This is a genomic window from Aeromonas sp. LsrichE-8G, from assembly GCF_022869435.1.
In the GTDB taxonomy this organism is placed as follows: Bacteria; Pseudomonadota; Gammaproteobacteria; order Enterobacterales; family Aeromonadaceae; genus Aeromonas; species Aeromonas caviae.
On the sequence record NZ_JALIHH010000075.1, the window covers coordinates 1 to 24,880 of the forward strand.

General features: G+C 62.4%; 19 protein-coding genes and 1 pseudogene. 3 read left to right on the plus strand and 17 right to left on the minus strand.

Annotated features, from left to right (window positions below; translation table 11 throughout):
• Positions 1-258: 258 nt before the first annotated feature.
• The 4 genes from MUW49_RS13005 to MUW49_RS13020 all read right to left on the minus strand — a co-directional run bounded on the left by MUW49_RS13005 (position 259) and on the right by MUW49_RS13020 (position 6,680).
• Positions 259-1,908, minus strand: a complete 1,650-nt coding sequence (locus MUW49_RS13005; RefSeq protein WP_244812863.1) for a DNA repair ATPase — start codon at positions 1,906-1,908, stop codon at positions 259-261.
• Positions 1,909-2,337: 429 nt separating this feature from the next.
• Positions 2,338-3,378, minus strand: a complete 1,041-nt coding sequence (locus tag MUW49_RS13010; RefSeq protein WP_244812864.1) for a lipocalin-like domain-containing protein — start codon at positions 3,376-3,378, stop codon at positions 2,338-2,340.
• Positions 3,379-3,551: 173 nt separating this feature from the next.
• Positions 3,552-5,978 (minus strand): FtsX-like permease family protein, encoded by a 2,427-nt coding sequence (locus MUW49_RS13015; protein WP_244812865.1) that lies wholly within the window; start codon positions 5,976-5,978, stop codon positions 3,552-3,554.
• Between the two features lie 21 nt (positions 5,979-5,999).
• Entirely contained in the window at positions 6,000-6,680 is a 681-nt protein-coding gene (locus tag MUW49_RS13020; protein WP_045525133.1) for an ABC transporter ATP-binding protein, read from the minus strand.
• Positions 6,681-6,832: 152 nt separating this feature from the next.
• On the opposite strand from MUW49_RS13020, the gene MUW49_RS13025 reads away from it, so the two are divergent.
• The 3 genes and pseudogenes from MUW49_RS13025 to MUW49_RS22085 all read left to right on the plus strand — a co-directional run bounded on the left by MUW49_RS13025 (position 6,833) and on the right by MUW49_RS22085 (position 9,465).
• Entirely contained in the window at positions 6,833-7,306 is a 474-nt protein-coding gene (locus tag MUW49_RS13025; protein WP_010674381.1) for a DUF4357 domain-containing protein, read from the plus strand.
• Positions 7,307-7,440: 134 nt separating this feature from the next.
• Positions 7,441-8,865 carry a sodium:proton antiporter NhaD gene (gene nhaD, locus MUW49_RS13030; protein WP_244812866.1) on the plus strand — a complete coding sequence of 475 codons (1,425 nt, stop codon included), beginning with the start codon at positions 7,441-7,443 and terminating at the stop codon, positions 8,863-8,865.
• A gap of 33 nt (positions 8,866-8,898) precedes the next feature.
• Positions 8,899-9,465, plus strand: a pseudogene (locus MUW49_RS22085) (pyridoxamine 5'-phosphate oxidase family protein).
• Positions 9,466-9,524: 59 nt separating this feature from the next.
• Here the strand turns inward: MUW49_RS22085 and MUW49_RS13045 are convergent.
• From MUW49_RS13045 to MUW49_RS13105, 13 genes are all read right to left on the minus strand, one after another.
• Positions 9,525-10,721 carry a Bcr/CflA family multidrug efflux MFS transporter gene (locus MUW49_RS13045; protein ID WP_010674385.1) on the minus strand — a complete coding sequence of 399 codons (1,197 nt, stop codon included), beginning with the start codon at positions 10,719-10,721 and terminating at the stop codon, positions 9,525-9,527.
• A gap of 52 nt (positions 10,722-10,773) precedes the next feature.
• Positions 10,774-12,450, minus strand: coding sequence for a 6-pyruvoyl-tetrahydropterin synthase-related protein (locus tag MUW49_RS13050; RefSeq protein ID WP_244812869.1), 1,677 nt, complete (start codon positions 12,448-12,450; stop codon positions 10,774-10,776).
• A 72-nt stretch (positions 12,451-12,522) separates the two neighbouring features.
• Entirely contained in the window at positions 12,523-13,785 is a 1,263-nt protein-coding gene (locus MUW49_RS13055; protein WP_244812875.1) for a hypothetical protein, read from the minus strand.
• Between the two features lie 106 nt (positions 13,786-13,891).
• Positions 13,892-14,452: a hypothetical protein gene (locus tag MUW49_RS13060; RefSeq protein ID WP_139737694.1), complete on the minus strand. Its 561-nt coding sequence runs from the start codon at positions 14,450-14,452 to the stop codon at positions 13,892-13,894.
• A 31-nt stretch (positions 14,453-14,483) separates the two neighbouring features.
• Positions 14,484-15,908 (minus strand): NAD(P)/FAD-dependent oxidoreductase, encoded by a 1,425-nt coding sequence (locus MUW49_RS13065; protein WP_244812870.1) that lies wholly within the window; start codon positions 15,906-15,908, stop codon positions 14,484-14,486.
• A gap of 75 nt (positions 15,909-15,983) precedes the next feature.
• The gene (locus MUW49_RS13070; protein ID WP_052814858.1) at positions 15,984-16,823 is read right to left on the minus strand and encodes an FTR1 family protein; all 840 of its coding nucleotides are present in this window, start codon (positions 16,821-16,823) and stop codon (positions 15,984-15,986) included.
• On the minus strand, positions 16,823-19,783 hold the full coding sequence (locus MUW49_RS13075; protein WP_244812871.1) for a hypothetical protein: 2,961 nt from the start codon (positions 19,781-19,783) through the stop codon (positions 16,823-16,825). The genes MUW49_RS13070 and MUW49_RS13075 overlap by 1 nt, the downstream gene beginning before the upstream one ends.
• Positions 19,784-19,787: 4 nt before the next feature.
• Positions 19,788-20,237 carry a hypothetical protein gene (locus MUW49_RS13080; protein ID WP_244812872.1) on the minus strand — a complete coding sequence of 150 codons (450 nt, stop codon included), beginning with the start codon at positions 20,235-20,237 and terminating at the stop codon, positions 19,788-19,790.
• 118 nt (positions 20,238-20,355) lie between these two features.
• Positions 20,356-20,841, minus strand: coding sequence for a YqhA family protein (locus MUW49_RS13085; protein WP_042075281.1), 486 nt, complete (start codon positions 20,839-20,841; stop codon positions 20,356-20,358).
• Positions 20,842-20,923: 82 nt separating this feature from the next.
• The gene (locus MUW49_RS13090) at positions 20,924-21,673 is read right to left on the minus strand and encodes a peptidase (protein ID WP_244812873.1); all 750 of its coding nucleotides are present in this window, start codon (positions 21,671-21,673) and stop codon (positions 20,924-20,926) included.
• Complete coding sequence (locus MUW49_RS13095; RefSeq protein WP_043155628.1) at positions 21,657-22,457, minus strand: transglutaminase family protein; 801 nt, start codon at positions 22,455-22,457, stop codon at positions 21,657-21,659. The genes MUW49_RS13090 and MUW49_RS13095 overlap by 17 nt, the downstream gene beginning before the upstream one ends.
• A complete protein-coding gene (locus MUW49_RS13100; RefSeq protein WP_043155630.1) occupies positions 22,454-23,380 on the minus strand; it encodes an alpha-E domain-containing protein in 927 nt (308 codons plus the stop codon). The genes MUW49_RS13095 and MUW49_RS13100 overlap by 4 nt, the downstream gene beginning before the upstream one ends.
• Positions 23,374-24,738 carry a circularly permuted type 2 ATP-grasp protein gene (locus MUW49_RS13105; RefSeq protein WP_244812874.1) on the minus strand — a complete coding sequence of 455 codons (1,365 nt, stop codon included), beginning with the start codon at positions 24,736-24,738 and terminating at the stop codon, positions 23,374-23,376. Before MUW49_RS13105 ends, MUW49_RS13100 begins: the two co-directional genes overlap by 7 nt.
• Positions 24,739-24,880: the final 142 nt, after the last annotated feature.

The following is a 24,880-nucleotide window of genomic DNA, read 5'->3' on the forward strand; positions in this document are numbered from 1 at the left end:
GGCGACCAAACCAAGGTGATCGAGGTTACGGATCGAGATAGCGGGTGCGGCCATGATGATCTACCTGCAAAAGAGAGTAATAGATCAGAACGGCCGATCGCCGTCAAGCACTGAAAATAGCAAAATCAGGTGCGGAATGACGGATACCACATTAATATGAAGCAACCGTAAATATGTCATCTAAAGCTGTTTAAACCTAACCAGTTTGAATTTTGGTCAAGGTGACATGGTGCGGAAACGTGTGAATGATATCAAGATTTAGACTCTTTTATCAATCGCCAGTACTCGCCACAGCATTTTATGTATATAGACTATAGAGGTGGTTTTAATTCTAGATGGCGTCAAATCTTGTGTTTTATCATGAACCCATGTAACCGAGCTAATACCATCTATTTTTATTCCTATAACGCCAACCTTGTATAAAGTGTAAAATAAATGCTGTGTGAATTTAGTGAAATGTGCTAATGACTCTGGGTATTCTGATGTGTAATATTCATTTGCAACTTTTGAAACGGAGTCCTCCTTATCTTTTGGAATATCAACCAAATCTAATATCAATGGCTCTAGTTCCTCCTTTGTTAGTTCACTTATTTTGAATCTTGATGACTTGTGGCTGAGGATATCAATATATTTACCTAAAAATGGATGCTCAACAAACCACTCATACTCTAGAGATTCCTTTCTTCCCGCAGAATAGCGTTTTTCTGCTGCATGAATAGTGGAGTTTGTTATTTCAGTTTGGCCTTGTGACTCGCTAAAACAAGTATTTACGAACAATATCGCATCACGGGGACGTAGTAAGGTTCTGTCTAATATGTAATCTGAGGATGTTACTTTATCTATGCGACTAGGAAACACATCAGAAAATAACACTTCTGAGTTGGTGTATTTATTTTTAAGTAACGCATTTATTCGTGCATCCAACATGGCTGTTAATTGCTCTTTCGACCATGATAATGGTAAGAAAAGATTACTGTATTTTTCTCTTTGAAATCCTGAGTCTCTAGTTTTTTCTAAAACTCTATCAAGTAAATCTGTACGTAAAGTTATTACTATTTTTACAGTCTCAATTTTTCTGAATTTTCGGATGGTTTCAATTAAGGCGCGAATTAATTTGTAGCGGAGGTCATCTTCAACCCAGTTTTCATCTAGTCGGTCAATAAGAATATAAGTCTTTCTTTGTGGGTCAGTGAATATGTCTTCGGCTAATAAATTAACGATTTTTGCGAGTTTCTCAATTTGAACACTATTGACAACACTTTTACCATAATAAACCACTTCAGATATTTGTTCTTCACTTAACTGTTGTTTTCCTGATAAATTGAATTTTATTTCTGATAATCCCGCATTGATAGATGATGCTAGAGAATTTTCTAATTTCTCGGTGAACTCTCTAATTCTTGTTTCAGTGTCAAGCCAGAATTTATCCCCCCAATCTTCAATGTATTTTAGTGCTTGTTGTTTTTTTCTATCTCCAGATATCAATCTTGAAATAGATTCAAAGAAATTTACTTTAGCAGATGGTGTGTCTATGTTGTATTTGTGTTTTATTAGCTCAACTGCAAAGGTATGTTGCCACAACAGGCTGTAAAATATGTCTAAGTTGACACCGAGATCCTCAAAGAATGTAAGTATGTTTGAATTTGATATGTGTTTTAATGCTAGTTCATCAGGTTCAATTCTAATGACTCGCTCATTAGAGCTTTCTAATTTCTCAAGTAATGCACTCTTGCCTGAGCCTGTTCGACCTAAAACAATGCATTGTGAAGAGTATGTATCTTCCAAAACATCATAGTCACCTGTGTCAAAAAAACAATCATGTAAAAATAGCGAGTCATTTTCAGCATCAACTTCGCCAATTGACATATGTTTTCGAAAAACAAAGTCTCTTTTAGGTATCTTAGTCATATTTATGGGTCTGTGCTGAGAGTTGTCAGGAGAGGTAGACATTATTTAGGCGTGATGTTTAGTAATCTAGACATTTATTAATGGATAGCTACCGCACGGGGTTACAGCTCCCTGTGTGCTGATGTTAGCCTTATGGCATAGGGCTGAACCATTACCACTCCCTGGCTGTCTTTGAATCTCTGAGGGCCGGATGAGTAGGTTACCAAGCGCAACTCAACTTGTTGAGTGAAACGTTTTACTGGGGGAGAGATTTGGCACGTATTTTTGATGGAGATCAGAAATCGGGGAAGGCAGGCGGTTTGTAGTAGGGTTTATGGATATGGCGCTCCAGACCCGCCAAACAACCGAATCGCAGATACGGTAATTTAGGACTGGGTGGCCCCACAGAGATAAAGCAGGGAAAGTGAACAAACAGAGCACGCAGTTGGCTCAATACCCCGTCATCTCCAGATAACCGACGCCCTTGGCATCCCCCGAGACGGATACCGCCCCCTCCCAGTAGTCGAAGCGTCCCGTCATGGCCTGATTGGCTTGGCGGGCGCGGATCGTCAGGTTCAAATCGGCGGCTTCCAGTTGCCACTCGATGGGGTAGGCTTGCCCCTTGGGGCCGCGCCAGGTCTTGCCGGGGGTGAGGCGGATCTGCGCAGGGTTCAGCACCCGGCTGCTGCCGTCCCGCTCGATCAGGATGCCGTAGCGGTTCTCAGGCTCAGTGTGGCCCGCTTTGGTGCGCAGGCGAAACAGCATCAGCTCGCGGCCATCGTCAAATTGCAGCGAAAACCAGTCCCAGCCCGATTGCCACTGGGCCAATACCGAGCTGCTCCACTCGTGATCAAACCAACCCTCACCGCTGACGTTGCGGGTCTCGCCATCCAGGGTCAGGGTGCCGCTGATGGTCAGGCGGGGGTAGGAGTAGTAGAAGGAGGCGTTGCCCGGGCTCTTCTCGCTGTAACCCGCTTTGCCTTGCAGCACCGCGGGCTTGGCGGCACTCACCTTCACATCAAGATCCCCCGCCTTGCTCTGCACCTTGAGGGTGGCGGGAAAGAGCGATTCCCCTTGAGAGGTAAGCACCCACTCTTTCAGCCAATACTCACCGCCGCTGGCACCGGCGAGCCCTGGCCCCTGGCGGCTGGTGCGCTCGTCCTGCTGGTGGCTGCCTTTGCTCACATCCGTGATGGCGAACTGGGCCAACCAGAGTTGAGGGGTGAGCCAGGGGTTCTCCGAGGTGATCTCCTGTTCAATGCCTTGGCGAAACAGGGTCCACTGCATGCCGTGGCCGCGCCCTTGCTCGTCTTTGAGGTTGCCAGTGAGATACCACCACTCGGAGCGGTAGTCGGGGTGGGCAGCGTGATCCGCGGGCAGGCGGATGGACTGACCCGGCAGGGCCTTTTTGAAGTGATCGCTACCGCCACCCAGGATGCTCCCCAGATCGCTGGCCTGCGCGTGGCCGCTTATGGCAACAAGCGGGATCAAGAGGGCTGCAAGCCAAGAGGACAAGATTCCCCTCACCCTGCCCCTCTCCCGAAGGGAGAGGGGATGGTTCGCGGCAGCTCTGTGCGCTTCTCTGCACTGAATCAGGGGCGGTGACAGAGATCTGGTCAATGGGAACGTCAAGCCATGGCTGAGCCAGTGCGCCAACCAATCTTTCATACCACTCTCCTTGCGGCATACCAGGAGGCGAGCGCGCCACAGACGGGGGCGAGCAGGAGCGCCGTGACGGCGTGCAGGGGGGCGGCCTCGAAGGCCAGCCGCCAGCCAAAGGCGCGGGGGTTGACCACCTCAATCAGCACCCAGGCAAGGCCATAGCCCACCGGCAGGGCCAACAATGCCGTGAGCAGCCCGAGGCCTGCCCCTTGCCACACCAGCAGCCGGCGGCAGTGGCGCGGGCTCAGGCCAAGGCTTTGCAGGGTCTGCAACTCGCCGCGCCGAGCCAGCCCCAGCACCATAAAGGCCGAGCCGATGCCGACGAAGGCGATCCCCAGGATCAGCAACTTCAATAGCTCGGTCACCACAAAGGTCTGATCGAACACCCTCAGGGCGGCGGCGTGGATGGCGGGGGCGGGCAACAGGTTCACCCGCTCGCCAAACTGGCTCCTGAGCCTGTCGCCAAGGTGCTCGGGATCCGGGCTGAAGAGGGCCAGGGATTGCACCTTGCCCCCTTCGAAGGCGTGCAGTATCTGCCCCTTGTCGCTGCCGTAATCCTGATAGACGCCGGTGACGGTGAAAGCCCTCGGCCCCCCTTCGCTGGTTACCTCGAGGCGCTGACCCACCCTGACCCCGAGGCGTACCGTCAGCGGTTCGCTCGCCAGCACCTCGTCGGGAGCGGCGGGCCAGCGCCCGGCGAGCAAGGGGTAGGCGGCTTTGAGCTCGGGAATAAAGTCCATCTGCGCCCACTCGATGGGCTGCCCCTGCCAGCGGGCGGGGAGCACGGCGCGGCGGGAGGCGGCGCGCACGTCCGGCGCGGCAAGGATGGTGTTGAGGGTCTGCTCGCCGAGGGCGCCCCTGCTGCCTGCCACCCCCTTGGGGGCGGTGACGTAGAGATCGGCGGCCAGGCGCTGGCCGAGCCAGATCTCCACGCTCGAGCGAAAGCTCGACACCATGACCCCGATGCCGATGGCTGCGGCGATGGCCAGTTGCAGCGCCATCACCGCGATGGCGGTGCGATCCAGGTGATAGAGGGTTTCTGCCACCCCGAGCCGCGCGGTGAGGGGGCCGCGTGCACGCAGCCGCCCCAGCAAGGAGCGAAGGGCATCGGGCAGCAGGAGGGCCATGGCGAGCAGCCAGCCTCCGGCCACGAAGAGGGCGCCGCCAAGGCCGGTGGAGGGCTGCCACAGACACAGGGCGCACAGCAGCAGAATGGCGATGGCAAGTCCCCGGCGTTGCCAGGGGTGAGCCGGTGGGCGACTGTTGCCCTCTCGCAGCGCAAGGGGGGATTGGCGCAGCAGTTGCCACCAGCCGGGCAGGTTGGCGGCAAGCATCCCCAGAAGGCCAATCACCAGCGCCTTGCCAAGGCTCGTCGGGGAGAGGCGCAGCAGGTCGATGGGGTTGGGGCCATAAAGGTCGGCCAGCGCCTGGGTGAGCTGCCCCATCAGGGCGAGGGCCAGCAGGCTCCCCAGCAGCAGCCCGAGCAGGGTGCCGAGGGTGGCGAGGATCAGGATCTCCAGGGTCAGCCAGCGCAGCACCCGGCGCGGCGGCATCCCGAGGATGATGAGCTGGGCGAGCAGGGGGCGGCGCACGCTCTGCACGAAGCGCTGGGCGTTGAACACCAAAAACAATCCCACCGCCATGGCGAGCAGGGAGAGGGCGGTGAGGTTCAGCGCCAGCGCATCCCCGAGCTGGCTGGCATCGAGCGCCGGGCTGATGGGCTCAAGCCAGAGGGGCTGATGGGGGGCATAGGATTGCAGGGCCGCCTGCAAGGCTCTTTGCAAGGTATTGGCCTCTTGCTCGCTGAGTTTGAAGACGATGCGATCGAGCCGTCCTTCCTTGCCAAGCAGGGGCTGGGCGAGGCCGATGTCGGTCACCAGCAGCCGCTCCATGGGCACGGCGCCGGGCTCGAAGGTACCGGCCAGGGTGAGGGTCAGGGGGCGTTGCCCCTCATCCCCCAGCACAAAGGTTCGCGACTGGCCCGGTTGCCAGTCAAGGCGCCTCGCCTCGGGGGCGGCCAGCCAGACGCTGTCGGCGCGATTCAACGAGACATCGGGTTGGCTGTCTGGCGCATCGCCAAAGAGGCGGCGCAGGGGGCCGGGGTTGAAGAGATCCATCCCCAGCAACTGGAAGCTGCGCCCCTGGGCGTCCTTGAGCCAGGCGTGAAGCTCTGGCATGGCGTCAAGGTTCGGCTGGCTTCGCACCAGCCTCACGTAGACTTGCTCATCCAGGCCACCCTGGGGGGCCAGGCGGTAGTTGGCCTCCCCGGCGAGCTGGCTGCGGGCGGCGACGAAGTTGGTGCGGGCGCTGTGGTTCAAGAGCTCGATGGCCACTACCAGGGTGACCCCGAGGGTGAGTCCGGCCAGGCTCATCAAAAGCAACCAGGGGTGAGCGCGATAGAGGCGCAGCAGCGCCTTGAGCGGCAACATCAGCAGGCCCCCCGGCAGACGTCAGCCATGGCGGCGCCCCTTGAGCTCGACCAGCTGTCCCCCTTCAAGGCGCAGCACCCGATCCGCCAGGTCGCCATAGCCCGGGTTGTGGCTCACCAGCAAGAGACCGGCGCCGGTATCGCGCACCGCGCTCATCATCAGGGCCATCACCTGCTCGGCGTTGTGCTCGTCGAGACTCCCGGTGGGTTCGTCGGCGAGCAGCCAACGGGGCTGATGAATGAGGGCTCGGGCCAGCGCCACCCGCTGGCGCTGGCCGCCGGAGAGCTGCTCCGGCCAGGCGTGGCGTTTGTGGCTCATGCCAAGGCGCGCGAGCAGGGCATCGAGGCGCCCATCGTCCTGGGGCAGGTTGTTTATCTGAAGGGGCAGGGCGAGGTTCTCGGCCACGGTCAGGGTCGGCAGCAGGTTGAAATCCTGATAGACGATGCCGAAATGGCGCCCGCGAAGCCGGGCCCGCTCGTCTGTCGGCAAGGTGTCGAGGCGGGTCTCTTCCAGCCAGATCTCCCCCTCGTCCGGGGCGATGAGACCGGCGATGAGGTTGAGCAGGGTGGACTTGCCACAGCCGCTTTGCCCCAGCAGCAGGCAGGTTTCCCCCGGGGTGAGGGCGAGATCCAGCCCCTCAAACAGGGGGAGCGTCTCGCCGCCGTTGGCGAAGCGTTTACTGAGGTTGCACAGGCTAAGCATGGGATAACCGTTTGATGGTCAATGGCTTTCACAATGTCCGTCACTATGCCAGTTAGTGATCGCGCCTGCAAAAGGGATGGGGATCCTCGCTGGATCCCGCTTGCCTGAGGTGGTTAGAATAGGGCCTTCCATGGGTCACAGGATGAGCAAGGATGTTACACAAGCAAGTCAGTTTTATCGTCGACAGCAAGGGCGTCAAGCAGGCTGCCGTGGTCCCCATCGATATCTACAACGAGCTGATGACCCTGCAAAAGGCCCTCTCCGACAACAAGCCGGGGGAGCGCGAGCTCTACCACTTCAATGGCAAGGGGGCAGAGGCCCATGGTTATCCGGTGGGCAAGCGGCAAAACCCCGGTTTCATGGTCCAGGCGGGCTCCACCGCCAACGGCGAGGATGCGGCCTCCCTGCGCGAGGCGGTGATCGAGCTGCGCCAGGAGCTGCTGGGCAAGGGGGTGCTCGTTCCCCACCCCGAAGGGGGCTTCATCTTTACCGCCGATCAGCTCTTCAACAGCCCGAGCCTGGCCGCGAGCCTGGTGGCGGGCAACAACCGAAGCGGGCTGGATGCCTGGCAAAACAGCGCAGGCTACACCCTCAAGCAATCGGGTTTTGGCAAGAAGACCTCCTGATGACGGGGCCCGGCAACGGGCCTCGCTCATGTTTGCCTGAGTGCCCGCGGCGGGCCGCTCATCAGGATGACAAAGAGGCGGCTTCCCTTTGCGCTGCTAGCCTCAATGCCAGACGCCTGCCAGGAGATGCCGCCATGTCTGGACTCCTTCGCCTCGTGCCCGGGGCGGCCCTGCTCAGTGCCCCCGCCGCTGCGGGCAACGGCCCCCTCGATCTGACCCACAGCGGGGTCGGGCTCTTTGCCCTCGCCATCTTCGTCCTGGCTTACGCCCTGGTGATGGCCGAGGAGTACCTGAAGCTGCGAAAATCCAAGCCGGTGCTGGTGGCCGCCGGCATCATCTGGATAGCCATCGGCCTGGTCTATACGGGGCAGGGACAAAGCGAGCTGGTTCAGGCCGGGTTTCGGCACAACCTGCTGGAGTATGCCGAGCTGATGCTCTTCTTGCTGGTGGCCATGACCTATGTGAACGCCATGGAGGACAGGCTGCTGTTCGCCGTGCTGCGGGTACGCCTGGTGCAGGCGGGCTTCAGCCTGCGCACGCTCTTCTGGCTCACCGGTTTTCTCGCCTTTTTCATCTCCCCCGTGGTGGACAACCTCACCACGGCGCTGCTGATGTGTTCAGTGGTGCTCAACGTGGCCAATGGAGAGCGCCGTTTCATCAACCTGGCCTGCATCAACATCGTCGTGGCGGCCAATGCGGGCGGCGCCTTCAGCCCCTTTGGCGACATCACCACCCTGATGGTGTGGCAGGCGGGCAAGGTGCCGTTCCAGCAGTTCTTGCTGCTCTTCATCCCCGCCCTGCTCAACTTCCTGGTGCCAGCCACCCTGATGAGCCTGATGGTGCCCCGTCTGGTGCCCGCCATGCCGGGCGAGATGGTGGTGCCAAGGCGCGGCGCCATTGTCATCGTGCTGCTCTTTGTGCTCACCATAGTGACCGCCGTCGCCTGCCATCACTTCCTGGGGTTGCCCCCCGTGCTCGGCATGATGATGGGGCTGGGCTACCTGCAATTTTTCAGTTTCTATCTGCGAAAGACCCAGCCCGTTACCCTGGCCCGGGCACGGGCGCTGTATGAGCGCACCGGGGACGAGGCCAGGCTGCTGCGTCTGGGCTCGGTGGTGCCGTTCGATGTGTTCAACAAGATTGCCAAGGCGGAGTGGGACACCCTGCTCTTCTTCTACGGGGTGGTGATGTGCGTCGGTGGCCTCGGGTTTATGGGGTATCTGGCGCTTGCCTCCCATTTCCTCTATGACGGCGGCGATCCAACCCTGGCCAACGTCGCCATCGGCCTGCTCTCCGCCCTGATCGACAACATTCCGGTGATGTTCGCCGTGCTCTCCATGGAGCCGCAGATGAGCACGGGGCAGTGGCTGCTGGTGACATTGACCACCGGGGTGGGGGGCAGTCTGCTCTCGGTCGGCTCCGCCGCCGGGGTGGCCCTGATGGGGCAGGCCAGGGGCATGTATACCTTCGTCGGGCACCTCAAGTGGTTGCCTGCCATTTTGCTTGGCTATATGGTCGGCATAGGGGCGCACCTGTGGCTCAACAGCGCCCTGTTTTAGGCAACCCGGTTCCAGGCACCAGGGAGAGGCAGGATGGGACAACTGTTCGAGGCGCTTTCGCCGCGCCATGTCACCTTTATCGAGGGGCAGAAGATCTTCTTTGTCGGCACGGCAGCCGCGAAGGGATCGGTCAATCTCTCCCCCAAGGGCGGGGATTCGCTGCGCGTCCTCGATGCCCACACCCTGGCCTGGCTCAACCTGACCGGCAGCGGCAACGAGTCCGCGGCCCAGGTGCTGCAACAGCCGCGCATGACGGTGATGTTTTGCGCCTTCGAGGGGGCGCCGCTTATTCTGCGGGCCTATGGCCAGGCACGGGTGCTGCACCGCACTGATCCGTAGTGGCCGTCGTTGCTGGCGCTGTTCCCCCCAAGCGTCGCGGCTCGCCAGATCTTCCTGCTGGACATTGAACGGGTCCAGACGTCGTGCGGCATGTCGGTGCCCCTGTTTGACTATCAGGGAGACAGGGAGGATCTCGCCAACTGGTCGGCACGCCAGGGGCAGGAGGGGATAGAGGCCTACTGGCGCAAGAAGAACCAGCTAAGCCTGGATGGGCTGGAGAGCGAGATCCTGGCGCGCAGCGGGTTGCAGACCGATGACTGAGGCCTGCGCCCCGATGCAAAAAGCCCTGTCCATGGACAGGGCTTTTTCATTGCAAGGCATCAGGGGACGCGCTTGCCGCTCAGCAGCCAGTAACTGAGGGCCGACCCCAGGCCGCAACCGGCGATGGCGATGGCCATGGGGAGCGGCGATTCGGGGGGATTGAGGTTGACCAGTACCCCCACCAGGGCCCCAAGGCCAAAGCGCAGGGTACCCGCCAGCGCCGAGGCGGTGCCTGCGGACTGGGGGAAGTGGCCCATCAGGCCGGTCATGGCGTTGGCCCCCACCAGGCTGATGTGGCCGACGAAGAGCACGACGGGGATGACGATGCCCCACAGGCCCCCGGTCTGGCTCCAGGCGTTGTAGATGAGCAGGGCCCCGGCGAGCGGCAGCACGGTCAGGCCGTATCGCAGCATGCGCTCGGCACCCACCCCTTTCACCAGCCGGCTGTTGGCGAAGGTGACCACCATCATCAGCAGGATATTGAGGCCAAAAAGCCAGCCGTAGTGCTCGGTCGGCACCTTGAAATACTCGATGTAGACATAGGGGGATGCGCTCAGGAAGGCGAACATGCCGGAGCTCGACAGGGCGCCGCACAGCACATAGCCCATGGCACCACGGTGGGAGAGCACCCCCCAGTAGTTGCGAAGCACCTGCCCGAGTCGCAGGGGCTGCTTGTGCTCGGGTTTGAGGGTTTCCTCAATCTTCCACTGCATCACCAGGCAGATGAGCAGGCTGATGGCCACCAGCAGCCAGAAGATGACCCGCCAGTCGCTGTGAGCACTGATGTACCCCCCCACCACGGGGGCCACCAGGGGGGCGAGGGTCATCACCAGGATGACGAAGGACATGGCGCGGGAAAACGCATCCTTCTCGAACAGGTCTCGCAGCAGGGCGTTGACCACCACCGAGCCAGCCGCCCCGCCAGCTGCCTGCAACATGCGCCAGGCGAGGAGCTCAGGCAGGGAGTCCGCCATGGCGCAGCCCACGGAGGCCACGGCAAACATCGTCAGGCCCGCCAGGATCACCGGCTTTCTGCCGAAGCTGTCGGCGAGCGGCCCGTAAAAGAGCTGGCCGATGGCAAAGCCCCCCAGGAAGGCGCTGATGGTGAGCTGGGCGCCGTCGATGCTGGTAGCCAGATCCCGGGCGATGGCGGGAATGGCGGGCAGATACATGTCCACCGCGAGCGGAGTCAGGCCCGCCAGGGCGCCGAGCAGGATGAAGAGGAAACGGGGGGAGAGGGAGCTGGCTTGGGGCATAGGGTATCCGAGTCGTGGGCTGGGCCGGGTTAAGAGGCAGGTGTTGAGTCTATCAGTTTTGGCGGGCGCGATCAGGTGCATCCTGCCCGATGCCCTTTTGTCTGGTGTGGCGCCAGAGCAGCCAGAGCCAGGCAAGCCATCCGAGCAGGGAGAGGGCATTGCCGGTGCGCTCCGGCCAGCGCGCCGCCAGGGTCAGGGTGAGGCTGTGGTGGCCCGCCGGAACCCAGAGTTGCATCAACCCCTGGCGATTGGCGCTCACCGTCAGCGCCAGGTGCCCGTCGAGGCGGGCCTCCCAGCCGGGGTAATGGTATTGGTGCAGGACCAGCCGGGTCGGCACCCGGGCCTTGACCTCCAGCGCCAGGGCGCGGGGTTGCCAGCGGGTCAGGCTCCAGCTCGCGCCTGGCGGTTCGGCGCTGACAGGCGGCTGGAACTCCTCCTTCCAGGCGAGCAGGGTCGGGGCGAACATGCCCCCCGGCACCTGCCTTGGCCTGTATTCCCGGGCACTGCGCTTGCTGTCGAACTCGAATGCCATGGCCTCTCGTTCGGGGGCCTGGGTGAGGGGGGCGTGACGTACATAGGCCAGGGTGGAGAGGAGGGTCAGCAGAAATACTCCCCACCAGAGCCCCTGCCAGAGACGATGGGGCTGGGTGCCGAGCGCCACCACGGCGACCGTGGCAAGGGCGAGCACCAGGTTGAGCCGCCAGGGAAACTGCACCCGCTGCAAGGGGGGAAGCAGGCTCCAGAGAGGCTGGCTCGGGGGCAGCATCATCAGGAAGGCGACGACGCCGATCGCCCCCCAGCACAGCAGCTCGGGGTGGCGCGGCTCCCGGGCGGCGGCCCAGGCGATGAGCAGCAGGACCAGGGTCAGCATGCTCTGCCACGCCAGGTGACCGCGAAAACGCCAGTCCTCCCAGGCGCTGGGCAGGCGGTCGAGAAAGTTGCGCCTGTAGTCGAACATGCCGCCGCGCATCAGCTCCATGGAGATGGCCCCCTGATCCGCCAGGGCGGGCAGCAGCAGGGCGGCTGCCATGCAAAGCCCCACGCCCTGGGCGCCGAGGGCTTGCCAGCAGGGCGTCAGAGTGCGGGTGCGTCTGGCGAACCAGAAGGCGCGCAAGGTGACCAGCCCCATCATGAGCAAGAGGCTGGGGAGGTGGGAGAAGGCCAGCAGCGCCAGCCCCAGGATCAGCAGGGGCAACCCCTGAGGTCGTCCGCGGTGGGCGAGATCCTGCCCCAGCAGGATAAGGGGAGCCCAGGCGAAGGCCCAGAACTCCGCCAGGGCGAAGCGGGCATAGAGATCCATGGCGACATGATAGGGCAGCGCCAGATAGAGCAGGCTGGCGGCCAGGGCCCGGCCAGGGGGCGTGGTGGCACGCAGCCACAGATAGGCAAACACCCCAGAGAGCAGCAGGGCCAGGGTGGCGCTGCCAAGTAAAGGGTAGATGGCCTGCTGGGGGTGGGCACCGGGCCCGGCAAAGAGGGCGCTGACGTAGTAGGGGAGCGGGGGATAGAAGAAGAAGGTGGGGCTGCCGAAGCCGCCGTTCATGGCCATCAGCCAGCGGGGATAGAGCTCCCCCTGCCAGAGCTGGCGGGCAAAGTAGTGGCCGGATAGCAGGTGGTGGAACAGATCGTGTCCCTGGCTGCCCCCCTGCCACCAGAGCGGCAGCATCAGCAGGGCGCAGGCCAGCGCCAGGATCAGGGGCACCAGTGCCCACTCCTTGCCTCCCTTCATTCATCCTCTCCCTGCCAGGCCCATGCGCAGTGAGTGTAGACGAGTCGTGCGATGCCCTCGCAAGCGCCCGGTTCAGCGGGGCAGGGCGAGCCAGAGGCCGGGTTCGGCGTGAAAGCGGGGGGAAAACCAGAGGGTGTCATAAGGGCCTGGTAGCGCCTCTGCCCCCAGGGGGCGGCGGCTGAGGCGGCAGGCCCCCTGGGTGAGCGCAAGGGCGGCATCCCCCCGGTACCAGCCGTCGGTGACGGGCAGGGTTGTGGTTTCCCTAAGCAGCCTCACTCCCCACTGGGTCACCAGCCCCGGGCACGTTTGTTCGGCCAGTCTGGCGGCCCGGGTCATGGCTGGTGCCACCGGTGGGGTGAGGGTGCTGAGCAGCAGCAACAGGGCTCCCAGCATGGCTGGCAGCTCGCCCCGGCGCGGCAGCCAGCCTGCCAGCAGCACGAGGCCGAGCAGGGTGATGGGGGCCAGATGACGGGGATTGTCCGGATTCTGGCCAACCAGGGTCCAGAGCAGCAGAACGAGCCAGTAGAGGGGCCAGAGCACGGAGGGGGCTGGATTGTGATCCTTTGACCGTAGCCAGAGTGGCAGTACCAGCAAGGCCCCCATCAAGAGGGGCCAGAGCGGGGTGAGCTGATCGTTGAAGGTATTCGCCCAGCTCAGCAGTCGATACCCGTGGGCTGCCGCCGTGTTGCCCCACAGGGTAAAGTGGCCGTCGGTAAAGCGCCGCCCCTCGCTGAAATAGGCCCAGCCATCGGCCTGCCAGACAAACAGCAGGCAGGCTAGCCCCACCAGCGCGATGGGGAGCACAAACCTGACGCGCGTGCCCTGCTGCGCCATCCCCAGCCAAAGGGGCAGCAGGGCCAGCACGAAGTAGGAGGGACGCAGCGCCAGCATAAGGCCCAACAGCAGACCCGCCAGCGCTATCTTGCGCTGTTGCAAAGCCAGGAGCGCGCCCAGCCAGGCGGCCAGCGCCGGCCCGTCGGACAGGCCGGAGAGGGCGAGCGTCGGGGTGAGCGGCAGGGCCAGCACCAGCAGCCAGACCGGCACCAGCAGGCTGGGCCGCTGCCACAATCTGGCCGCGAGGGAGGCGGCGAGCGGCGCCAGCAAGCTGCTCCCCAAGAGGCTGGCCCCCTGCACCGCGCGGGCCGGCTCGTCCACCGCCAGATTGATCAGCCGCGCCAGCCAGATAAAGGCGGGGTAGCCTGGAAAGTGGGGAGAGAACTCCAGCACGCTGAAGCGCACCACCCCGTGGGCAAAGTTGAGGGCATCGTCGGAATCGAGCGCCACGGGGAAGGTCAGCAGCCAGCCAAGCCAGGCCAGTTGCAGCAGGATCAGCAAGTAGGGTCGATTAGCGAAGCGTAATCGGCCGTGATGACGCCCCCCTTCTCCCCTTGCGGGAGAAGGGGTGGGGATGAGGGGGGTCGTCATCATCGATGAGAGGTCATCAAAGCGGCGCCAGCACGGCCATCAGCGCTTTTTCCGCTGTGGCAAAGGCGGCGGCGTCGGCGGGCTTGGCACCCACCCCGAACACTCCCGGGTTGCCGATGGCATCGAGCACCTTGGCCAGCGCCTGTTCGGCGGCCTTGCGATCCCCTTCATCGAGGGAGGGGAGGATCAAGTCGAGGAAGCGCTTGCTCTTGACCACCAGCACCTTGGCGGTCTGGTAGTCGCCAAGGTTCTGGCTGGCCCCCTCGAGGCGGCGCTCGATCTCCGCCTTGTAGGCCCGGTTGAGCAGGGCGGCGGTGGCTGCGGCGTCTTTGGCCTTGATGGCGGCGGCCAGCGGTGTTTGCAGCTCCACCTGGTGGTGCTGTTCCAGATAGGTCAGCTCCTCGGCAATCTCGCTCAAGGTGGCGCTGGCATCCTTGCCGTCAGTGGCTGTGCCCAGCAGTGCCTCGCGAGCGTCGATCAGCGGCTCCTTGCCGGCGGCGGCGTAGGAGTAAGCCTGCGCCTGACCGCTCAGGGTCAGCAGCAGGGTGAGGGCAAGTAAACCCGGGCGGATGGTCATCCTGTTCTCCTTACTTATGCCAATGGCGCGGTCAGGCCACGCTCTGGGTTTCAATGACGGTATTTTCGTTGCGATGATTGAAGATGGCGTGACGTCTGTCCACCCCGTCGATCACCATGTCGGCGGCCATCATCCCCATCTCCATGGCGGTGTCGGTGAAGATGTAGCGGAATGTCCCCTGACGGCCGGTCATGATGAGGTTGGTGATGGGCATCAGCGCTTTGATGGCTTCGTTGCGGCGGGCCTGATAACCCAGATCCATCAGCGGATAGGCGTACTCGCTGCGTGCTTCAAAAGTCTCATCGCCGAGCTTCTGGGTATCGACGCCGAGGCTTGCGAGATCGGCGGTGACCCGACCGCGCAGATCAGAGAGCGGTGCCTGCCAGGTGGCATCCCCCGGATTGCAGGGGATCTCCAGCATCACGGATGTTTGCCCCTGAGGCGCCATAAAGGGGCTGCGCCGGCGCGGCTCCTGCAGGCGGGTCGCCAGAATATGGGGGTCGGAGAGGTACTGCCAGGTGTTGTCCGACAGGTTCTCCTGTTTGAGGGGCATATTGACGAAGCGAAGCGACCGGTAGTGGAGATCGCACGGCAAGCCCAGATGCTGGCAGGTGAGCGGCAGCGGCAGGGTGGAGATCACCTGATCAAAGCGCTCGCTCTGTTCAACGTGATCTTGTTTCCAATACACCCGTTCGATGCGGCCATCGGTCTGCTCAAGGCGGGTGATGGTGGCGCCGGTTTTCAGCTCAACCCCTTCGGCCACCAACCGCTCCCCCAGGGTGGTGAAGATCTGGCCGAAGCCGTACTTGGGATAACGATATTTGCGGGCATAGGTGCGCACCGACATGCTGCCGTTGCGCCTTGGCAGCAGGCGGCGTGCCACGTCTTTGAGATCGATCAGGCTGATGCGCTGGCCGGCCCAGTCGGCGGAGAGCTTGTCCGGGTTGATGCCCCACAACTTGCCGGTGTAGCCCTCGAAGAACTGGCGGTAGAGGGTGCGACCAAAGTGGCTCTGGATCCACTCGGCAAAGCTCGCCTTGGCAAAATCGGTGGGCTTCTTGGCAAAGGGCAACAGCAGCAGATCCTTCACCGCACCGGCCATCAGGGCGAGCGGCGCCGTCTTGAGCAGGTTGGGCAGGTTCAAGGGGTAGTCATAGGTACGCCCGCCAAAGCGGATCACGCTCTTTCGCTCGGCGTGGAGCAGGTCGTCCCCCATCAGCTCGTCGATAAAGGCGAGCAGCTCGGGGTTCTTGGTGATGAAGCGGTGGCCGCCGTAGTCGAAGCGATACTCGCCGTCGCGCCCCTTGAAGGTCTGGGTGGCGCACATGCCGCCCACGACCGGCTCCTGTTCGAACAGGGTGACCGCAAAACCGGCCTGGCGCAGGCGCCAGGCGGCCATCAGGCCGGCGGGGCCGGCGCCCAGCACCGCAATGTGCTTCTTGTTGTTGTCGTTCATGAGTGTTCCGAAACGGCGTGATAGCTGGGGGAGCGCGCCTGTGCGCGGCTCCCGAACAGAGTGTGATTCCCGGGCTCAGCCCTTGGTCGGGGCAGCGCTCCCCTGGGGGCGATAGCTGCGATGCCAGAGGGTGACAAAGATCATGAGGTAGCTGGCCCAGGTCAGCAACTGCAGGCCGGCCGGTGAGGCGTTGTAGCCAAACAGGGCGCGCAGGAAGGTGCCGAATACCCCCTGATCGTCGAGGATGTGGCTGATGTTGAAGACCGGAGTTGCCCAGAAGGTGATGACGTCCGCTGCCTGCAACATGTTGACGGCGGACGAGAGCAAGCCTGCGGCGATGATGATGATGAGCAGGCCGGTCCAGCGGAAGAAGGGGGCCAGCGCCACCTTGCGGGTGGAGCGCAGCAGCCCCCACACCAGCACCACAGAGACCAGCAGTCCGGCCAGCGCCCCCATCAGCCCCTGGTGCAGATCCACCCCTTGCCCGGAGTAGACCAGGGCCGAGAAGAAGAGCACGGTTTCAAAGCCTTCGCGCATCACAGCCAGGAAGGCGAGCAGCACCAGACCAAACAGGTTGCCACCGTCGATGGCGGCATCGATGCGCGCCGTCATGGCCCCCACCTGGGATTTGGCCTGTTTTTGCATCCAGATAGCCATATAGGTGAGCACCAGGGTGGCGAACATCAGGATCCCCGCCATCAGCAAATGGTTATAGCGCTCGCTCTCGAACTGGCTCACCACCACCTGGAACAGGAAGGCGACGACGAGGGAGGCGATAAGACCCAGCCCCACCCCCAGATAGATGAACTTGTTGTAGCGGCTTGCCCCCAGCTTGGCGAGGTAGGAGAGGCAGATGCCGACCAGCAGGAAGGCTTCCAGCCCCTCGCGCAGGGTAATGAGAAAACTTGCGAACATCAGGATTGAGGCTCCGTATCGGGCGTAACGGGGAGGGGCTGCAGGGTCAGTTGCAGCCGATTGAGTAGCACTATGGGGGGCTCCGGCAAGCTCGGCTCGGCGGCGCGCACCGCATCATTGACCCACTTGGGGTAGGTGCGGAAATTGAGTCTGATATCGGCCTTGAAGGGCCCCTGAGCGTCCGCCGGCAGCGGCCAGGTTTCATCGCGCCAGCCATCGGCCGGGATGCGGGTGTCTTCAAGGAGCTTGGCATAGCGCCAGAACTTGAGCCCCACCGGCTTGCCCTCGGCATCGCCGAACACTTTTCTGAACAGCCGCGCATCCTCAGGGACGGCGCCGTTCACCGGCTGGCCGCTTTCAAGCACCAGCTTGCCGCTGGCGTCGGTAACGGTCAGCTCCAGCCAGAGTTCACGGAAATCGGCGACCCCGGTGGGCAGGGCGTGGCCGGCGCCGGTGTTGGCGACTCTCACCACCAGTGCGGGTTGGCCGCTCTGGTTTTCAATGCGGGCCGAGAGGGTGGCGCTGGAGCGCAAGAGCGCCAGGCTCTCCTGCTCAAGGGTTGCACTCCTCAGCCCCACCAGCTGATGCTGGGCGCCGGTAAAGTTGTGGCGATAGAGCCGCTCTTTCACGGTGCCGTTTTCGGTGGACTGGCCCGCCACCGGCGCGCCGCCGTTGCCAGGTGTAGGGTTCATGTGGCAGTCGATGCAGGTGCGCCGTTTGGCAGGATCTTCGGCTTTGGCGAAGCTGGATTTTTCCCACTCATCCCAGGTGTTGACGATATTGGCGCCGGTGCCGGGGGCGAACTCGTTGTGGCACGACTTGCACAGGGCCGCGTCCCGGTAGAAATCCTTCTGGTAGGAGGCCTTGTGCATGGCGGGGCGGGCGTTGATCTGCCGCTCTGCCAGCCAGTGCTGGAGGCTGCCCCCCGGGGTATCCTCGAACACATAGCTCTCGCGGTCTTTCAAATTGACCGTAAAGGCGCTGTTGCCGCCGGCATCCTCGAGCTTGGTGATGCGATGACAGAGCACACAGCCAGTCCCTTCCTCCACCACGGGCTCGCCTTTCTGGTGGGCCGCAATGAGCGAAGCACCGCCCTGCTCGAACATGTGAGAGCCCTTGGGCAGATCCTGTTGGCCGTTCAGCACCTGCTGAGGCATGTGACAGCCCTGGCACCACTGGCCGAAGGCCTCCCCTTCGGTTTCGCGGGCCAGCGCCTGCACCACCTTGTAGTAGGGGTGGGAGTTGCCCATCAGCCGGTGGTTGCTCTCGCTCCAGTCCTTGAACGCCTGTTGGTGGCAGTTCTGGCAGGAGGCGGAGTTGAGCCACTCCTTCGGATGAGTGGTCGGCGCCTTGGCAGGATCCCTGCGCGGGGCATCGAGCCTAAGCCAGTTGGCCAGATAGGGGAGGTTGCCGTCACTGGTCACGAAGGCGTGCAGATCCTCCATCATCGCCTGCACCTCGGGCTGGGGCCTCGCGGGGTCGACCGCTTCGGCCCCATCGCGGGTGTCATGACCCATGCCGCCCTGGGTCTGCTGGGTCATGCGCAGGTATTCGCCGATAAAGTCCCCCGCCACCATGTTGGCGAGGTTGGCGTGGCCGTTGATGGCGTTGTCACCGCTCTGCTGGCGATGGGCCGCCATCAGATAGCGGTTGGTGAAGTTGAACCCGTCCAGATGGCAGGAGTTGCAGCTCATCCAGTTGTCCCCCGCCATGGGGAAGCGACTGTTGGCGGCAGTATTACCCAGGTTGAACAATCGTTCACCGCGCTTGAGGGCTTTGGGGCGGGGATCGGTCTCTACCAGCTTGGCGAAGTGGGGCACATCGACGGTGACCCGGGCAAACGGGCCGCTGCCGCCGCTATTGAGACGGGTGAGATCCTGCCCCATGACGTTGTGGACCAGGATGTGGTCGCCATCGATCAGCAGATCGCGCGGATTCTGGCCCGGCAGGTGACGCAAGAGCTGGGTCGCCTTGGCGCCCCCCTGAAACTTCTTGCGGCGGTGGCGGTTGCTGTTCTGCTTGCCGCTGCGCGACAGGTCGAACACCAGCAAGTCTTCGGAACCCGCCAGGGTCAGGTAGACCCGCTTGCCATCGGCGGCGAAGCGCGCCGCGAACGGGTTGGAGACGATCTGGCTGCGGTTGCCGACACTGGGCAGGTTGATCTGCAAGAAGAGCTGTTTTCTTTCATCGACCCGCTCCTTCTCTTCATCGAGATCGATGATGGAGACCGCCGGGAAGACGGTGCTCTGAAACTGGAAGGGGTGGTCGAAGCTCCAGAGCACATGGGGCAGCCAGGCTTCGCTGCCATCGGGGGAGAGGGCGATGCCGTCCAGCAGGCGCGGCAAGCCCTGGGAGTCGCTCGGGGTATCGCTGTGGGTTTCCGCCAGGGTGATGAGCTTGGGCTTGGGGAGGGTAGCGCCCTTCTCAAGTTTGGCGAGATCATAGATGGCGAGCTGGCCTGTCATGGCGTGGGTGAGCAGCAGGCGATCGTCGTTGGTCAATGCCAGCCCGCGGGGAGTCTCGGCGGTTTTTGCATCCAGCTGGAGGTTGCCCGCCCTGTCATAAGCCTGAAGGCGCCCTCCCTCGAACAGCGTGACCCAGAACCACTGACGCTTGGGATCGAAGATAACGCCATAGGGTCTATGGCCGGTGGGGATCGCCTTGTCCAGGGTGAGATCATCCTCCAAGAGCAGCAGGCGATCGCCGCTGTAATCGGTGACCAGCAGGGTGCCGTCGTCTGCGCGGGCCAGCTGGCGCAGATCGCCTCCCAGCTGCACCTCCTTGAGCCGCTTGCCGCTATCACGCTCAAGCAGGGTGACGGAGCCGGCACTCTGGTTGGCGGTGACGAGGCGCGGGGCGCTCCCCTCGTCATAGGCAATCATGGCGGCGCCCATCTCCTGGGCCGAGGCGGTCCCCAGCAACAGGGCGGCGAACATCAGGGATAACAACAACTTCAACATAAGATCAGGTGCGCCATGTCAAGATGGTCCAGCGCCAGGCGTGGCGCAGCACCAGAGGAGTCAACGCGAGCGCGCTCAGCCAGTGGGCCCAGCTGGCAAGGTTGCCCATGCCATCGCCCGGGGTGCCGTGCAGCACCAACAGCAACCCGCTGGCGAGGCACACCAGCAGCAAGGCTTCGATGATGCGCCCCGTGGTGCGCAGGAAAGGCTTGCGGCTCTTGCGCAGCAGGTTGCGATGGGAGAGCCAGAAGGCGCCAAACAGCAAGGGGAACAGGGTGAGCGAGAGGGCAACGTGCAAAAACAGGTTCCAGCGTGCCAGGGACCAGACCGGGGTCAGGGGTTCCCACAGCAGCAGGCCGGAGAAGAACATCAGGTAGAGGGCGCCCTCGGCCGCCTGATGGTGGTAGGCCAGCCATTGCCAGCATTGTCGCGGTGAGAGGGAAAGACTCGTCATGGGTGCTCCAGCACCCGGGCGCTTCAACCCGGGGCGGGCAAGTTTACAATGGGGGAAGGGTAATGAAAAGAGTTATCAATTCGACCCTTGATGAATAGATCCTGAATGAAATGGGGCCCTATTTGTGATCCGCCAGCCGCTCGGTCACCGCATAGATAAGCGCCGCGGTGGAGAAGGCCAGAAACACGATGACCGACCACTTCATCTCAGTCTCGTTGCCGGTGCCGTCGTCGAGAAAGGCCTTGAGCACCTCGATGCCTGCGATGGTGACCAGGGAGTTGATGACGATGAGCTTGAGGGACGCGAAGTTGATCTTGCTGAGCCAGTTGTCGCCCAGGGCCGCCCGCTGCTCCGGGGTCTTGATGAACTGCACATAGCCGCAGATGGCCACCAGGATCAGCATCTGGGCCACCAGCACGAAGTCCACCAGGGTGAGTACCCCAGTGATGAGATCCAGGTAGTGGATGTCGATGATGTCGCGGCACAGCACATAGAGCTGCATGGCGAACTTCACCATCAGGAGGGCGACACAGATCAGGATGCAGACATAGAAGGGGAACATCATCAATCGGCTGCCGTTGAGCATGACGTTGAAGCGGCGCATGGGAAACTCCATCGAAAAGGAAGGCAGCCAGAATATCCGGAAAGAAAGGAGCGGGAAAGCGCCTTGGCGCCTCCCGCCCGGCCTAGAGGGGGAAGGTGGGAAGACCCTGGAACAACTGTTGCAACCCCTCGCCCCAGGCCTTTCGCAGCGCCACGAAGTGGGGGTTCTGTTCGGTGATGCGGTGCAGGTGTGCCGCCGAGAAGCTTCCCTCGGCATAAACCAGGGCGTCCAGGGGCAAGCCCACCGACAGATTGCTGCGCAGGGTCGAGTCGATGGAGATGAGGGCGCACTGCAGGGCGGTCTGAAGCGGCGTCTCATGGTGGATGATGCGATCGAGGATGGGTTTGCCGTACTTGCTCTCACCAATCTGGAAGTAGGGGGTGTCGGCGCTCGCCTCGATGAAGTTGCCCTCCGGATAGATGTGGAAAAGGCGGTGGCGCTCCCCCCGGATCTGCCCCCCCAGCAGCATGTTGCAGCCGAAGTTGATATGGCCCTGCTGCTGACCCCCATCCCGGCTGATGACGGTGCGTATGGTCTGGCCGATGAGGGCGGCAGCCTCGTAGAGGCTGGGGAGGGCAAGGAGCTCCTGCCCCTCCGTCAGCAGGCTGATGACGCTCTGGGTGGTGGCCAGATTGCCCGCGCTTTGCAGCACCAGCACCCTGTCTTCCCCGGTGAAGAGGTGCAGCTTGCGGAAGGTGGCGATGTGATCCACCCCCGCATTGGTGCGCGAATCGGACGCAAACACCATGCCGTCTTGCAGGCACATGGCAACGCAATAGGTCATGGGCAGGCCCCCGCGGCCGAGATCCCGGCTCTCATTGCTGCTGTCCATCCAGGCGGGTCACCTGCGCCTGGCTCTGCAACTGTTCGCACCCGCCGCCATAGCGCACGCCGCGCACCGGACAGGCATCCAGATAATCCATGCCGACCGCGAGCTTGAGGTGCTCGCTGGTGGAGCTGGTGAGGTTGGTGACGTCGAAGGTGTGCCAGCGCGCTTCGATCCACACCTCGGCCCAGGCGTGCATCGCCACGTGGCTGTTGTCCTGGCTGTAGAGGTAACCGCTCACGTACCGGGCCGGCAGGCCGGCGTGGCGGCAGCAGGTCAGGAAGACATGGGTGTGGTCCTGACAGACGCCGCTGCCCGAGGCGAGGGCCTCGTCGGCGCTGAAGGTGGCGTCCGTGCTGCCGGGCTGATAGGGCATCAGCACCAGGATGCGTGCCATCAGGCTCTGCAAGTCGGCCAGGGTCGGCTCCTCTGGCAGGCAGGCCTTCGCGAGATCCTGCAGGGCCGGGGTCGGGCGGGTGAGGGCGGTGGGCCTCAGGTAGCTCAGGGGGGAGATGAGAGAGCTCTCTTCATCCTCCGGGGCGTCGTCGCGGATCTCCACCTCCCCGTGGGCGCGGATCAGGATCCCCTCGTGGGGGGACTCCAGGCTCAGCACGTGCAGTATATTGCCGTAACCGTCCGTGGTGCAGGTGGCCTCCCCCGGCAGCTCCAGCTCCCAGGAGAGGATCTGCTGGCGGGCCGTGCTGTGGGGGGTCAGGCGCAGGTACTGGGTGCTGCGGCGCACCACGTCGGCATAGTGGTAGCGGGTCTGGTGATCGATGATGAGTCTCATAATACCTCCAGGTAGGCGGCGTGGATGCTCTGGCCGATGGCGCCGATGTCGCTGAGGAAATCCCTCAGGTACGCCTGCATGCCGAGGGCAAAGACATCGTCGATGGCGCCATAGGTCAGATGGGCGTTGAGTATGGTGGTGAGACGCCGGGGCGTCTGACCGGCGTTGCCCTCGATCTGGGCCAGGATGTGCTCCATCTCGTCGAGGCAGGCCCGCAGGGAGCGCGGCACTTCATTGCGCAGGAGCAGCAGCTCGGCGATGGAGGCATGGGAGAGCGTCTTGTAGAGGGTCTGGTGGGCCTCGTAAGCGCCCACTGACCGCAACAGGGCGTTCCAGCGGTAGAACTCGCGCACGCTGTCCTCGTCCTCCCGGATCACCTGATACTTCACGGTCAGGATGCGCGCCGTGTTGTCGGCCCGCTCGATGAAGGTGCCAAGGCGCAGGAACCAGAGCACGTCACCGCGCATGATGGTGCCATAGGTGGCGCCGCGAAACTGGTGGGAGCGCTCCTTGATCCAGTCGAAGAACTCCTGTGCCTGACCGCTGGACAGCCCCGCCTGGCGCCGCCGACGGATCTCTATCCAGGCGGCGTTGATGCTCTCCCACACCTCACCGGGGATCTTGCCCCGCACCGCGTGGGCGTTGTCCCTGGCCATGCGCAGACAGCTGAAGATGCTGCTCGGGTTCTCCTCGTCGAAGCAGAAGAATTGCAGCAGGTTCTCCATGTTCACCTGGCCGTAGCGGGCCAGGAAGGGCTCGTGGGTGCCACTGATGGTGAGAGGCGCCACCAGCTCGCTGTGATCGGCGTCGATGGAGGGCATCAGCGACATGGTCTGGGTGACGTCCAGCATGCGCGCCGTGTTCTCCGCCCGCTCCAGGTGGCGGGACATCCAGTAAAGTTCGCTTGCGGTGCGGCTCAGCATGGGCTGCCCTCCATGACCCAGGTGTCCTTGGTGCCACCGCCCTGGGAGGAGTTGACCACCAGGGAGCCTTCGGTGAGGGCGACCCGGGTCAGGCCGCCCGGTACTAGGCGCAGCTCCTGCCCCGTGAGGACGAAGGGGCGAAGGTCGATGTGGCGGGGGGCGATGCCGGCGTCGACGAAAGTCGGGCAGGTGGAGAGGGAGAGGGTCGGCTGTGCGATGTAGTTGTCCGGCCGAGCCTTGAGCAGCTCGCGAAAACGGGCCAGCTCCTCGCGACTGGCGCAGGGGCCTATAAGCATGCCGTAGCCGCCGGCGCCATGGACCTCCTTGACCACCAGCTCCTCCAGATTGGCCAGCACGTGGGAGAGGGCAGCCGGCTCGCGGCACTGCCAGGTGGGCACGTTGTTGAGAATGGGATCTTCCCCCAGATAGAAGCGGATCATCTCCGGCACATAGGGGTAGATGGACTTGTCATCCGCCACCCCGGTGCCGATGGCATTGGCCAGCACCACGCCGCCGGCGCGGTAGACAGAGAGCAGGCCCGGCACGCCGATGAGGGAGTCCGGGTTGAAGGCGAGGGGGTCCAGGAAGTCGTCGTCGATGCGGCGATAGATGACATCCACCCTTTTCAGCCCAGTGGTGGTGCGCATCAGCACCTGACCATCCTTGACCACCAGATCCGCGCTCTCCACCAGCTCCACCCCCATCTGCTGGGCGAGGAAGCTGTGCTCGAAGTAGGCGCTGTTGAAGCGTCCTGGAGTCATCACCACCACGCAGGGGTTGTCCACCGGGCTGCTCTCGCGCAGGGTCTGCAGCAACAGGGCCGGGTAGCGCTCCACCGGCGCGATGGGCTGGTTGTGAAACAGCTCCGGGAAGAGGCGCATCATCATCTTGCGGTTCTCCAGCATGTAGGAGACCCCGGAGGGGGTGCGCAGGTTGTCCTCCAGCACATAGTACTCACCGTCGTGGTTGCGGATGATGTCGACCCCGGTGATGTGGACATAGGTGTCCCGGTGCAGGTCGACCCCCTGCATGCAGGGCTGGTACTGGGCATTGGTGAGGATCTGGGCGGCCGGGATCACTCCCGCCTTCAGGATGCGCTGATCGTGATAGATGTCGTGCAGAAAGGCATTGAGGGCGGTGACGCGCTGGCGGATCCCCTTGTCCAGATGTTGCCACTCCCGGGCGGGAATGATGCGGGGAATGCTGTCGAACGGGATGAGGCGCTCGGCGCCGTCCCCATCCCCGTAGACGTTGAAGGTGATGCCGACCCGGCGAAACAGCAGGTCGGCCTCTTCACGCTTGCGCTCTATGCTCTTCTCGTCGGTCTGGTGCAGCCACGAGAGGTAGGCGTGGTACATGTACAGGATCTTTAGCTACAACCAATTGAAATAGATAGAAAAAAGGCTTCGTTTGTGATCTGATTTAATCGCAAAAAAAACCGACACGCCCGAAGCCATGACTATTATCAATGCAACCCAGTACCTCAAGCAACTTCTTAGC

Excerpts from the sequence above, each read along its gene's own strand:
- MUW49_RS13015 (WP_244812865.1), bottom strand. The coding sequence starts at position 5,978 with ATGTTGCCGCTCAAGGCGCTGCTGCGCCTCTATCGCGCTCACCCCTGG.
- MUW49_RS13100 (WP_043155630.1), bottom strand. The coding sequence starts at position 23,380 with ATGCTGAGCCGCACCGCAAGCGAACTTTACTGGATGTCCCGCCACCTG.
- nhaD (WP_244812866.1), top strand. The coding sequence starts at position 7,441 with ATGTCTGGACTCCTTCGCCTCGTGCCCGGGGCGGCCCTGCTCAGTGCC.
- MUW49_RS13045 (WP_010674385.1), bottom strand. The coding sequence starts at position 10,721 with ATGCCCCAAGCCAGCTCCCTCTCCCCCCGTTTCCTCTTCATCCTGCTC.
- MUW49_RS13025 (WP_010674381.1), top strand. The coding sequence starts at position 6,833 with ATGTTACACAAGCAAGTCAGTTTTATCGTCGACAGCAAGGGCGTCAAG.
- MUW49_RS13095 (WP_043155628.1), bottom strand. The coding sequence starts at position 22,457 with ATGAGACTCATCATCGATCACCAGACCCGCTACCACTATGCCGACGTG.
- MUW49_RS13050 (WP_244812869.1), bottom strand. The coding sequence starts at position 12,450 with ATGAAGGGAGGCAAGGAGTGGGCACTGGTGCCCCTGATCCTGGCGCTG.
- MUW49_RS13090 (WP_244812873.1), bottom strand. The coding sequence starts at position 21,673 with ATGGACAGCAGCAATGAGAGCCGGGATCTCGGCCGCGGGGGCCTGCCC.
- MUW49_RS13070 (WP_052814858.1), bottom strand. The coding sequence starts at position 16,823 with ATGTTCGCAAGTTTTCTCATTACCCTGCGCGAGGGGCTGGAAGCCTTC.
- MUW49_RS13005 (WP_244812863.1), bottom strand. The coding sequence starts at position 1,908 with ATGACTAAGATACCTAAAAGAGACTTTGTTTTTCGAAAACATATGTCA.
- MUW49_RS13085 (WP_042075281.1), bottom strand. The coding sequence starts at position 20,841 with ATGCGCCGCTTCAACGTCATGCTCAACGGCAGCCGATTGATGATGTTC.
- MUW49_RS13080 (WP_244812872.1), bottom strand. The coding sequence starts at position 20,237 with ATGACGAGTCTTTCCCTCTCACCGCGACAATGCTGGCAATGGCTGGCC.
- MUW49_RS13105 (WP_244812874.1), bottom strand. The coding sequence starts at position 24,738 with ATGTACCACGCCTACCTCTCGTGGCTGCACCAGACCGACGAGAAGAGC.
- MUW49_RS13065 (WP_244812870.1), bottom strand. The coding sequence starts at position 15,908 with ATGAACGACAACAACAAGAAGCACATTGCGGTGCTGGGCGCCGGCCCC.
- MUW49_RS13060 (WP_139737694.1), bottom strand. The coding sequence starts at position 14,452 with ATGACCATCCGCCCGGGTTTACTTGCCCTCACCCTGCTGCTGACCCTG.
- MUW49_RS13075 (WP_244812871.1), bottom strand. The coding sequence starts at position 19,783 with ATGTTGAAGTTGTTGTTATCCCTGATGTTCGCCGCCCTGTTGCTGGGG.
- MUW49_RS13020 (WP_045525133.1), bottom strand. The coding sequence starts at position 6,680 with ATGCTTAGCCTGTGCAACCTCAGTAAACGCTTCGCCAACGGCGGCGAG.